Raw genomic sequence first — 11,401 nt, forward strand, 5'->3', positions numbered from 1 at the left:
ACAGGTCCCGCACCGTGTACGCCGGCCGCCGCGGCAGGCCCAGCTCCGCCGCCGTCGCGCCGAACGTCGCGGTGGTCTCGGCCTGGTTGAACAGGGTCACGGCGACATCGCCGCCCCGCAACGGCTTCACCATGACCCAGTGCCCGTCGTCCTTGCGCAGCACGGCTCCCTGCGCGCCCAGCGGGTCCTGGTCGACCGCGATGACCTCGCGATTGAGCAGGATCTCCATGGTGCGCGGCGTTGCCTTGCGGAGGTCCGTGCCGATCAGCAGCGGCGCGGCCATCGTCGCCCACAGGCTGAAGTGCGACCGGTACTCGCGGTCGGTCATACCGCCGTTGCCGACCTCGAGCATGTCCGGGTCGTTCCAGTGCCCGGGTCCGGCGTACGGCGCGAGCGGCGCGTTCTGTGCCAGCAGTGAGACCATCGAGGTCCAGCTGTCGTTGATGTCGCCGGTGGTGCGCCAGAGGTGGCCGACGTCCGCGCCCCACTCCCAGGGCCGGTTCTGGCCCCACTCGCAGATGCTGAGGACGATCGGGCGGCCGGTCTTCGCCAGCGCGTCACGCATCGCCGTGTACCGCTCCAGGGCGGGGCGGCCCTCGTTGTTGCAGTTGTCGTACTTGAGGTAGTCGACGCCCCAGTCGGCGAAGGTCTGGGCGTCGGTCTCCTCGTGGTCGAGGCTGCCCGGCATGGTCTTCGCGCAGGTCCGCGTGCCGGCGCTGGTGTAGATGCCGAGCTTGAGGCCGCGCGCGTGCACGTAGTCGGCCAACGCCTTGATACCGCTGGGGAACCGCTGGTGGTGTGGGACGTAGCGGCCCGTCGCCGGGTCGCGCTCCGGTTCGGCCCAGCAGTCGTCGATGTTCACGTACTGGTAGCCGGCGTCGCGCAGACCCGAGGTGACGAAGAAGTCCGCGGTGGCCCGGACGAGTGTCTCGTCGATCGCGCAGCCGGTGGCGTTCCAGTTGTTGAAGCCCATGGGCGGCGTCAGCGCCAGCCCGTCGGGGAGAGCCGCGGCCGTGGGTGGTGTCGAGGTGACGGCGACGGCCGCGCCGACGAGGGACAGTGCCGCGATGAGCGCCCGTGCTCGCATACATCGGATCTTCGCACAGGTTTCGACCGTTGGAAAGCGCTTGCCCGCCTCAGCTGGCGCGCTTACATCCGATTAATCGGTCAAGGAGCTCAGGGGACGAGGCAGCCAAGGTGACGGGCGACCGCGTCGTCCCGCTACCGCTGTCACCGGTAGCGGGACGACCTCCAACCCTTATACCGAGTGGTTGATGTTCTTCAGAAGAGAGGCCCAACTGTGCGATGGCATGGCGATGATCGGTGGGGCTGAGCACCGGTCCTTGCTGTCACGGACCAGAATCGTGTTACTCGCGGCGAACTTCACCTGGACGCAGCTGCCGCCGCCGTTGGTGAAGCTACTGACGAACCACCCGTTGTCGTCGCCCGTGGGGACTTCCTCGCTGGTCAACTCAGGTCAGTTCCTTCCTGCATCTGTTGATTGTCTCTTTGGTCCTCCGGGTATCCAGGGTGCGCTCGAGTGCTTCGTTGAAGGCGATGGTGATGTCTCGCACCCGCGTCGGATCGGTGATCACGGCCCGGGTGGAGACACTTTCCAGCCAAGCGACCCGAGGAAGCCGGGGGCTGTGGAAGTCGAGTAGTCGCATCGTGCCGGCGCCGAACAGCGTGCACGCGGTGGCGGCGAAGGGTATCACCCGAATCTCGACGTTGTCGGGAAACTCCTCCATGGTCGCGAGCAGGTGTTCCAGCTGTCCTCGAAGGACCGCTCTGCCGCCGATCTGTTGTCGAAGCGCGGCTTCGCTCATGATGACCGTCAGGTACGCGGGGTTGCCGCCGCGGAGTCGCTCCTGGCGGCGTAGTCGAACAGCCACCCGCTGCTCCACCTCCACCTGCCGGACCGTGGCATCCGAATTCATGATCGCTCGCGCGTACTCCGCGGTCTGCAGCAGGCCCGGGATGAGCAGTGTCTCGTAGTCCCGGATCCCCTGCGCCCCGTGCTCCAGGCCGAACAACCGTTGGAGTTCGCCGTCGAACAGGGCGGAGTACTGATTCCACCAGCCGTTCTCTTTGGCGATCTCGCGAAGTTGGAGAAGTTGCTCGCAGTCCTCCTCGCTGAACTCGAACATCGTGAACAGACTGCGGAGCGTCTTTTCCGGAACTATCTTTCGTTCGTTCTCGATGGCCGACCAGTAGTTGCGCGTGAAGCGGAACTCGTTCGTGAGGTCGTTGACGCTGACCCCCACCTGCTCCCGGCGTTCCTTCAGGCGGAGGACGAGTTCCCAGTTCGCGACCACGGGTGATGCTGGAGCTGACACCTCATCCTCCCGGAGGGCTGGCGGTACCGACATTGGTTACCGTAACTCGTTACGCAACTGTGGTCATGACTGGTAACCGGAACGGCTTACCCTGACCCTAGGGGTAACTGCGACAGCATGTCGCCGCTAGTTGTAGCGGAATGATCGCTTGCCGCGGAGTCGGGGACCCAGGAGGCACACGATGGCGTCAACAATTCGCTCGACCGGGGGATTCGCATCCGCCGGGTTGGGCAGAAGGTCTTGGCCGGTAACGCTCACGGCGCGGCGTGTCACCCGACTGGGTGGCGAGTCCGCCGAGGACTGGTACGAGGAGATCTCCTTCGGCGGCGCCTGGGGTTAACCGACGTCCTCCACGGACTTGCGGGTGTCGCGCGGCCCGGTGCCGCCCACCGTGTCCTCCGCCCGGGGCGCGGGCACGGGCCGTGCGGCCCCCGCGTCCAGCAACTCGCGGAGGACCTCGCCCCGCGGATCCGACGGCGAGGTGAGCAGTTCGGCCGTCGCCCACGTGCTCGCGGCCTCGGTGTCGTCCCCCGCCGCCGCCTGGGCGCGGCCGAGCAGGAGCAGCCCGTCGATCTGGCCGGAGATGTTCCTGATCTCCTGGTGCCGGCGGACCGCCTCCCGCGCGAGGGGGATCGCCACCTCGGGGGCGCCGAGGCGCAGGTGCGCGGTCGCCAGGACGTACAACGCGGTCGCGGTGCCGTTCTCGTCCAGCTGGACGCGGTCGAACATGTCGAGCGCCGCCTCGCCGTAGGAGACCGCCTCGTCCAGGCGGTTCTCGTCGACGGCCAGTTTCGCCAGCCTCGACAGGCTGGTGGCCTCACCGGCCGGGTCGGTGATCTTCTGGCTGATGTAGTACGACTGGCGGTAGTGCGACCGCGCCTCGGCGAACCGGTCGAGCATCCGGTAGGCGTCGCCGAGGCCGCGGTGGCTGTTGGCGATGTGCCGTTCCCCGCTGACGCGGCTGTGCATGGCCAGTGACCTCGTGAACCACTCGATCGCCTCGACCGGCTGACCCAGCGCGAGTCGCATCGACCCGTTGTTGTGCGTGAAGACGGCCAGGCCGCGCTCGTCACCGGCCTCGGTGAACGCCTCGTACGCCTGCTCGAAGCAGCGGCAGGCGTTCTCCTCGTCGCCCAGCTGGACGTAGATCACGCCCTTGTTGTTCAGGCACCCGCCCGCCGCCGCGGTGTTGCCCACCAGCCGCGCCGAGCGGTGGCCCAGCTCGTGGATCTCCACCAGGTCCCGCGGGTCCTCCCGCCGGCTGAGCACGCTCAGGCACGCGGCGAGGCGCCAGACGTGCTCGTGGTAGCCCAGTTGCGCGGCGCGGTAGGTGCAGGCGACGAGGTTCGGCCGCTCGGTCACGAACCACCGCAGTGCCTCGTCGTTGCCGGCGAAGGTCATCTCCTCGACCGGTTCCACGGGCGTGAGCACGGGCACGTGCTGGTTGTTGACCAGGTGGGACCGCGCGTGCTGGGCGGAGCGGAGGTACCAGTCGAACAGGCGGTGGGTGGCGCGTTCGCGGTCGGCCGCCGCCCCGTCGGCGTGGACGGTGTCCGTCGCGTAGACGTGCAGCAGGTCGTGGATGCTGTAGCGGCCCGCGCCCTCCTGGGTGACCAGGTGGGCGCCGACCAGGGCGTCGAGCAGGGCGTCCACCTCGCCGCCGGCCAGGGCGCGGACCGCGTGCACGCTGAACCGCGTGCCGGGGTGCAGGCCGAGCAGGCGGAACAGCCGCTGCTCGGCCGGGCGCAACGCCCGGTAGCTCACCGAGAACGCGCACCGCAGCGTCGTCGTGTGGGTGTCGCCGTGCGAGCCGGCGTCCAGGAGGCGTTCCGCCAGCTCGGCGGCCAGGTCGCCGATCGGCGCCATCGGACGCATGGCCACGTGTTCGCCGACTATGCGCAGTGCCAGCGGCAGACCACGGCACAGCTCGACCAGCGTCGCGAAAGCCGCCTCGTCGCCCAGCGACCGAGGGCCGATGCGCTTCGTCAGCAACGCGGTCGCCTCGTCCGGCGGGAGCGCCGGGATGGACAGCGGCACTCCGCCCCGGTAGGTGATGCCGCTCAGGCGCTGGCGGCTGGTGATCAGCGCCGGGCACGGCGAGGTGGCCTCCAACAACGGCCGCACGTGGTCGCTGTCGCGTGCGTTGTCCAGGACCACCAGCACCGACCGCGACGACAGCAGGGCACGCAACAGCGCCGCGCGTTCGCCGGTGGCGTCCGGGATCCGGGTCGGGCTGACCCCCAGCTCCGCCAGGAACACGGCCATGACCGCGTGCGCCATGACCAGCGGCGTCTCCGCGTACCCGGCCATGTCCACGTACAGCACGCCGTCGGGGAACCAGGGCAGGCGCAGGTGCGCCCAGTGCCGCACCAGCGCGGTCTTGCCGATCCCGGGCGGCCCGTCCAGCGCCACGACGTCGACGACGCGGCCGGTGGGGTCCAACAGGGCGTCCAGCTCGGCGAGCAGCGCGGCGCGGCCGGTGAAGTCCGGCGTGTCCCGCGGGGGAGCGGGCCGGCATGGCGCGACGGCGACCAGTCTCCTCGTCGTGGCCTCGCGGGCGGTCTCGACCAGCTCCGCGGAAGGTCGGGTGGCCAGGTCGGCCAGCAGCCGGCCGGCGAACTCGCGGAAGAAGACCGGCACCTCCTCGGCGCGGTCGGCGGCCGCCAGCGCGCGGATCCACCTGATGGCGAGCCGCTCGTCGGCCGGGTGGTCGGACATCAGGGGTGGCAGGCCGTCCAGGACGACGTCGTGGTCGCCCAGGGACATCCGCGTGTCGAACAGGGCGCAGTGCGCGGGGATGAGCTCGAGACTGGTCATCGTCTCCCGGTTGCGGCGGGCCCAGTCCGTGTCGAGGTCGGCCAGGGGCGAACCGTCCCACAACGCGAGCGCGGCGGCGAAATGCTCCGCCGCCGCCTCCTGGTCGCCGCCGCCCCGTGCCCGGTGCCCCTCGCGCATCCTGCCGAGGAACCGGTGGTAGTCCACAGTGGACGGATCGATGACGAGCCGGTAGGACCGGTGCGCGTTCCTCAGGTCGGCCGGGCAGCCCGCGTCCCGGAGCACGCGGCGCAACCGGGACGCGTAGGTGTGCAGGGCCTTGCCGGGACTCCGCCGCGGGCCGCCGTCCCACAGCGCCTCCGCGATGCGGTCGACATGCACCGGTTCGTTCGCCCTGTAGGACAGGTAGCCGAGCAGGCCGCGCACCTTGGTCGCGCCGAGGTCGACCTGCTCCTGCATCAGCAGGCGCACCTGTCCGAGTATCCGTAGCTCCACCGCACCCCAGCCTCCTTGACGGCTTCCCCACAAGTGAGTGTCAGACTCGAAAAACTCGAATTGGTTTAGCTGCGGTCTCTGATATCCAACCGTTACGGACGTGCCAAGCATCCTGCAAGCGGTCTGCAAGCCGGCTGTTCGAAAAGCCTGCGACTCTGGAGGAGGCTCTTTTAGGGGAGGGAAGTGGGATGAAAGTTCAGCAGGATTGGTGGCATTTGCCGAAATTTCAGGAGTGTTCAGGACGAATGACGCTCCACCGGGAGGCGGTGGTCGCGGTCGACGGGGTCAGCCCGCCGGCCGGGTTGCGGACCGCCGACATCGTACTCGGTGAACACCGCACGCGACGACAGGCGTGCAGGTGGATCGCCGCGGTGTGCCGGCGTTACCCCGACTGCCTGGTGGCCGTGGCGCGGCACCGCCGTGGCCGGTGGTGCGTGATCGGGCTGCCCGCGCGGAACATCGTGCTGCGCGGCGGGCATTTCGAACTGGCCGACGCCGAGCAGCTCGGCCGGGTGATCTACCGCCTGTGGTTGGAGCGGCGGGCGCAACTCTGAGGATATTTCCGGGTCATTTCGAATCCGGGTGGCAATGTTGTCGGCGGCGGGGGTGACGCCGAATACAGATAGGACCGCGTGCGCGCGCCCGTGATTACCGGGTTACCCGCGTCGCCGGCGTGCGCGTCGCCGGGAGCCGGTCGCCGCGTCTGGGGGTGCGGCGACCGGCTCGGCGCGGCGCGGCGGGATGCGTTAAGGTGTCGGCGCGTGGTTGTCATTGGGTATTGGTGGTTGTGATGGTCAACGGCAAAGTGGTCCGTTTCGATGAGGTTCGCGGTTATGGGTTCGTCGCGCCGGAAGGTGGCGGCGAGGACGTGTTCATCCATGTGAACGACCTCGCGTTCGACAAGCGGTTGCTCACCCCGGGCACGATGGTCGAGTTCACGGTCGAGGAGGGCGAGCGCGGTCCCAAGGCGTCGCACGTGCGGATGCTCGGCTCGCCGGAGCCCGCCCGCGCGATCGACAACGACCTGTGCGACGTGCTCTCCACCAAGAAGTTCATCACCGAGGTGACCGAGACGCTGCTCGCCGCCGCGCCGACCATGTCCGCCCAGCAGATCCTGCAGGCGCGCCAGGGCCTGGTCGTGAAGGCCCGGGAGCACGGCTGGGTCGAGGACTGAGGGCCGGCCGGTGGAGCCCCTCGAGTTCGACTGCACGCTCGACAGCGCGGCCGGCGGCGGGGTGAAGATCCCCTTCGACGTCCGGGCGCTGTTCGGCAGGGCGCGCGCGCCGGTGGTCGTGACCGTGCGGGCGGGCCGGGAGCACAGCTACCGCTCGACGGTCGCTGTCTACGGCGGCGAGTTCTACGTGCCGCTCAACAAGGCCAACGCCACCGCGGCGGCGGTCACGGCCGGCGAGCCGTTCGCCGTCACGGTGTGCGTGGACGACGAGCCACGAACTGTCAGCGTGCCAGGTGACCTGGCAACCGCGATCGACGAGGCAGGTCTCCGCGAGCGCTGGGACCGCCTGTCCTACAGCCACCAGCGCGAGAACGTGGAGGCGGTCGAGTCGGCCAAGAAGCCGGAGACGCGTCAGCGCCGGATCGACGGCGTGCTCACCCGCCTCGCCCGCTGAACCGCTGCCCCGCTGACCCCCGCTGTCCCGAGCGGCGCGTGCAGGGCGTTGAGCGTGCCGAACGCGCCGTGCCGGACATGATCTCGGTGGCCCGGTCCGCCGAGGCGGCTCTGCCCGCGCCCCGCCCGCCGCCGCGCGGCGTTGCGGCGTTCGGGTCATGATCAGGCGCGTCTCTTGACAACTCGTCGCGCGCGTCGTTTTACTCTGGGACGCACGCCGAACCGGAGCACTCGGCGTTAGAGGTACGCCCAGCCGGTATGCGGGGAACAGCCGCGAGTCCGGACAGAGTCGCCAGGTCGCGTACGCGGTCCGAGGCGGGGACGTATCCCGCGATCATCTGGAGCGCAGACACCGATGATGCCTTCCCGTGCTCGCGTTCTTCCCCTCGTCGCCGCCGTCGTCGCGGCGCTGTTCGTGACCTCCGATGCCGCCGCCGCCGTCAACCTGCCACCCGCGCACGCGAAGTTCGACTACCAGATCGGCGGCGCCTACACCCCGCCCAGCGGTGTCCGCGTCGTGAGCCGCGACCACGGCGACCAGCCCGCGGCGGGCCTGTACAACATCTGTTACGTCAACGCGTTCCAGGCGCAGCCGGGTGCCGAGAGCGAGTGGGGCGACCTGCTCCTCCGCGACGCGAGCGGCCAGATCGTCTACGACGAGGACTGGGGCGAGGCGATACTCGACATCCGCACCGCCGCCAAGCGCGAGCGGATCGCCGCGAAGGTCGACGGCTGGATCGACGGGTGCGCCGCCAAGGGCTTCCAGGCGGTCGAGCCGGACAACTACGACAGCTACACCCGTGCACCAGACAACTTGCTGACCGCAAGTCAGGCCCAGGCGTTCATCAGGCTCCTCTCCGGACACGCCCATGGCGCCGGTCTGGCCATCGCGCAGAAGAACACAGCCGAATTGGCGGGAAACCGTGTAACCAACGGCCTGGACTTCGCGATTGCGGAGGAGTGTGCCGACTGGGACGAGTGCGGGGACTACGTCGACGCGTTCGGCGACCACGTGATCGTGATCGAGTACTCCGCCTCGGGTCTTCAGGCGGCGTGCAGTGGTTGGGGCTCCGGCCTGAGCATCGTGCGGAGGGATGTGGACGTGTCGACACCGGGTAGTAGTGGGTACGTGTACCAGACATGCTGAGTAGGCGAGATCTGCTGCGCGGCACGCTCGGGGTGGCGGCCGGCGCGGCGCTGACGAGCTGCGGTTCCGGGGACGCGGGAAACGGCGGCCCCGTGACCATCAACTTCTGGCACGGACAGACCGACACCGCGGTCCTGGTCATCGAGGACCTCGTGCGGGACTTCGAACGCGGCCACCGGGACATCAAGGTGGACATGGGTGGCGGCGTGCCCAGCGACGCGATGCTGCAGAAGGTCCTCGCGGCGCTGGCGGCGGGGTCCTATCCGGACGTCGCGTACATCTTCGGGTCCGACCTCGCGAACATCGCGCGGAGCCCGAAGGTCGTCGACCTGACCGACCTGGTCCAAGGCAGCAACGTGGACTACTGGCCCTCGGTGCGCCAGGCTGTGACGATCAACGGCAAGGTGCGTGCGGCGCCGGCGCTCGTCGACTCCCTCGCCGTGGTGTGCAACAAGACCCTGTTCGCCAACGCGGGTGTGCCGCTGCCGAAGGAGGGCTGGCGCTGGCACGACTTCGTGGCCACGGCCAAGGCGCTGACCGACGACAGCGCCGGGATCTTCGGCACCGGCTGGCCCGGTGCCGGCGACGAGGACACGGTGTGGCGGCTGTGGCCGCTCGTGTGGGACGCGGGTGGCGACATCATCTCCTCCGGGGGGCAGGGGATCGCCTTCGGCGACGCCGGCGTGCGGGCGCTGAAGGTGGTGCAGGACCTCGCGCGGGACAAGAGCGTCTACATCGACCCGAAGTCGGGCAGCGAGCAGATGTACCAGGTGTTCATGTCCGGTCGCATGGGCATGGTCGTCACCGGGCCGTGGGAGCTGCCGGACATCACCGACGCCGGCGTCGACTACCACGTGGTGCCGCTGCCGACGTTCAGCGGCCACCCGGTCACGATCTCGGGCCCGGACACGTGGACGATGTTCGACAACGGGCCGGCGCGGGTCCAGGCCGCGCGCACGTTCGTGAGCTGGCTGATCGCGCCGGACCAGGACGTGCGCTGGGCGCTGGGCGCGGGCAGCCTGCCGCTCTCGAAGCAGAGCGAGGCCAGCCCCGAGTGGCACCAGTACTCGGGCGAGACGCCGGGGTTGCGGGTGTTCGCCGACGCGCTCCAGAACGCACGCGTGCGGCCGGTGCACCCGGCCTATCCGGAGATCTCCCAGGCGCTCGCGGAGGCCATCACCGCCGTGTTGCTCGGCCGGAGCACACCGGAGGACGCCATGCGGGCGTGCGCCGACCAGGCGAACTCGGCCCTGCGCATCCCGCGTTGAGGAGGGCACCGTGCCCATCACGATCGCACCCAACCGCCGGCCACGGCGGGAAGCACGGCGGGACACGGGCACGGCCTGGACGTTCGTGTCCCCGGCCGTCCTCATCATCATCGGGCTCGGCATCGCGCCGATGCTCTGGTCGCTCGTGCTTTCCTTCCAGGCCAACGACCTCGTCACACCGAGCCGGTGGGTGGGGCTGGAGAACTACGACGCGCTCGTGCAGGACCCCAACTTCGGGCGGGCCGTGCGCAACACGTTGGTCTACACCGTGCTGTTCGTGCCGCTGAGCCTCGTGCTCGGGCTGGCGCTGGCGTTGGTGTTGAACCAGCGCATCCGCCTGGTCGGCCTGTACCGCACGCTGATGTTCGCGCCGTTCGTGATCTCCCTGACGGCGCAGGGCGTGCTGTTCTCGTTCATCCTCGACCCCGAGTTCGGCGTGGCCAACTCGCTGCTGCACCGGCTCGGCCTGTCCCCGCAGGGGTTCCTGACGGATCCGGGTCAGGCGTTGTTCGTCCTCATCGGCATCTCGCTGTGGAGCGGCACCGGGTTCTGCGTCGTGGTGTACCTCGCGGCGCTGCAGGAGGTGCCGCCGTCCCTCGTGGAGTCCGCGCGGCTCGACGGCGCCGGGCGCTGGCAGGTGCTGCGGCACGTGGTGCTGCCCTCGCTCACCCCGGTCACGGTGTTCCTGGTGCTGTGGCAGCTGATCCAGTCGTTGCAGGTGTTCGACCTGGTGTACGTGACGACCAGGGGCGGCCCGCTCGGCTCGACCACGGTGATCGTGTACTTCGTGTGGGAGCAGGCGTTCAAGACCTTCACGGCCGGCTACGGCGCCGCGGCCGCCTACGTGCTGGCGGCGGCTCTGCTGATCATCGCGGTCGCGATCCGGCTCGTGCGGCGGCAGGGGGCGACGACCCGATGACCGCGACCGTCGACCTCCAACAACCACAGGCCAAGCGGGCCGCGCCGGTGGCGACCGCCCGGCGCCGCGGCCTCCGCCTGCCGTTCAGCGCCTGGCACCTCCTCCTGGCGCCGCTCGCCGTCCTCTTCGCGATCCCGTTGGTGTGGCTGCTGATCAGCTCGGTCATGACCAACGCCGAGATCAACCGGTTCCCGCCGCCGTTGTGGCCCAAGGGGATCAACCTCGGCGGGTACGCGTACGTCTTCGGGCACAGCATGTTCCCGCGCTGGTTCCTGAACTCGCTGATCGTGTCGGTCGTCGCGGTGCTGGCGAACCTGCTGTTCGGCGCGCTGGCCGGCTACGCGTTCGCGCGGCTGCGGTTCGGCGGCTCGCGGGTGCTGCTGGTGCTGATGCTCGCGACGATGGCGATCCCCTTCCAGCTGACGATGATCCCGACGTTCATCGTCATGCGGCAGCTGGGGCTCATCGACACGCTCGGCGCGCTGATCGTGCCGTCGCTGGTGACGCCGTTCGCGGTGTTCCTGATGCGGCAGTTCTTCCTGTCGCTGCCGCGGGAGCTCGAGGAGGCGGCGTGGATCGACGGCTGCTCGACGCTCGGCGTGCTGTTCCGGATCGTGCTGCCGCTGTCCAGGCCGGCGCTCGCGACCGTCGCCGTGCTGACGTTCCTGACCACCTGGAACGATCTGAGCTGGCCCCTGATCGCGATCAACCACGACACGCAGTACACGCTGCCGCTGGGGCTGACGACGTTCCAGGGGCTGCACCACACCAACTGGTCTGCCGTGATGGCCGGCAACGTGATCACGGTACTGCCGGTGCTGCTCGCGTTCCTCG

11 protein-coding genes are annotated in these 11,401 nt (G+C 69.4%); 7 read left to right on the forward strand and 4 right to left on the reverse strand.

What is annotated here, in order from left to right; all coding sequences use genetic code 11:
- The 4 genes from ACJ73U_RS01360 to ACJ73U_RS01375 all read right to left on the reverse strand — a co-directional run.
- The coding region (locus ACJ73U_RS01360; RefSeq protein WP_407775628.1) for a glycoside hydrolase family 27 protein at positions 1 to 1,087 on the reverse strand (1,087 nt) is incomplete at its 3' end.
- Positions 1,088 to 1,258: 171 nt separating this feature from the next.
- Positions 1,259 to 1,471: a DUF397 domain-containing protein gene (locus ACJ73U_RS01365; RefSeq protein WP_407775629.1), complete on the reverse strand. Its 213-nt coding sequence runs from the start codon at positions 1,469 to 1,471 to the stop codon at positions 1,259 to 1,261.
- Position 1,472: 1 nt separating this feature from the next.
- Positions 1,473 to 2,315 (reverse strand): Scr1 family TA system antitoxin-like transcriptional regulator, encoded by an 843-nt coding sequence (locus ACJ73U_RS01370; protein ID WP_407775630.1) that lies wholly within the window; start codon positions 2,313 to 2,315, stop codon positions 1,473 to 1,475.
- 357 nt (positions 2,316 to 2,672) lie between these two features.
- Positions 2,673 to 5,606 (reverse strand): tetratricopeptide repeat protein, encoded by a 2,934-nt coding sequence (locus ACJ73U_RS01375; protein ID WP_407775631.1) that lies wholly within the window; start codon positions 5,604 to 5,606, stop codon positions 2,673 to 2,675.
- 245 nt (positions 5,607 to 5,851) lie between these two features.
- Between ACJ73U_RS01375 and ACJ73U_RS01380 the strand changes: the two genes are divergently transcribed.
- The 7 genes from ACJ73U_RS01380 to ACJ73U_RS01410 form a co-directional block, all read left to right on the forward strand.
- The gene (locus tag ACJ73U_RS01380) at positions 5,852 to 6,160 is read left to right on the forward strand and encodes a hypothetical protein (RefSeq protein ID WP_407775632.1); all 309 of its coding nucleotides are present in this window, start codon (positions 5,852 to 5,854) and stop codon (positions 6,158 to 6,160) included.
- Positions 6,161 to 6,396: 236 nt separating this feature from the next.
- Positions 6,397 to 6,780 (forward strand): cold-shock protein, encoded by a 384-nt coding sequence (locus tag ACJ73U_RS01385; protein WP_407775633.1) that lies wholly within the window; start codon positions 6,397 to 6,399, stop codon positions 6,778 to 6,780.
- A 10-nt stretch (positions 6,781 to 6,790) separates the two neighbouring features.
- A complete protein-coding gene (locus ACJ73U_RS01390) occupies positions 6,791 to 7,234 on the forward strand; it encodes a YdeI/OmpD-associated family protein (protein WP_407775634.1) in 444 nt (147 codons plus the stop codon).
- A 357-nt stretch (positions 7,235 to 7,591) separates the two neighbouring features.
- Positions 7,592 to 8,380 carry an endo alpha-1,4 polygalactosaminidase gene (locus ACJ73U_RS01395; protein ID WP_407775635.1) on the forward strand — a complete coding sequence of 263 codons (789 nt, stop codon included), beginning with the start codon at positions 7,592 to 7,594 and terminating at the stop codon, positions 8,378 to 8,380.
- Positions 8,374 to 9,648, forward strand: coding sequence for an ABC transporter substrate-binding protein (locus tag ACJ73U_RS01400; protein ID WP_407775636.1), 1,275 nt, complete (start codon positions 8,374 to 8,376; stop codon positions 9,646 to 9,648). The genes ACJ73U_RS01395 and ACJ73U_RS01400 overlap by 7 nt, the downstream gene beginning before the upstream one ends.
- 10 nt (positions 9,649 to 9,658) lie before the next feature.
- On the forward strand, positions 9,659 to 10,567 hold the full coding sequence (locus ACJ73U_RS01405) for a carbohydrate ABC transporter permease (protein WP_407775637.1): 909 nt from the start codon (positions 9,659 to 9,661) through the stop codon (positions 10,565 to 10,567).
- On the forward strand, positions 10,564 to 11,401 hold an 838-nt coding region (locus ACJ73U_RS01410; RefSeq protein WP_407775638.1), incomplete at its 3' end, for a carbohydrate ABC transporter permease. The genes ACJ73U_RS01405 and ACJ73U_RS01410, both read left to right, overlap by 4 nt.

It is taken from the genome of Actinophytocola sp. (assembly GCF_045807065.1).
In the GTDB taxonomy this organism is placed as follows: domain Bacteria; phylum Actinomycetota; class Actinomycetes; order Mycobacteriales; family Pseudonocardiaceae; genus Actinophytocola.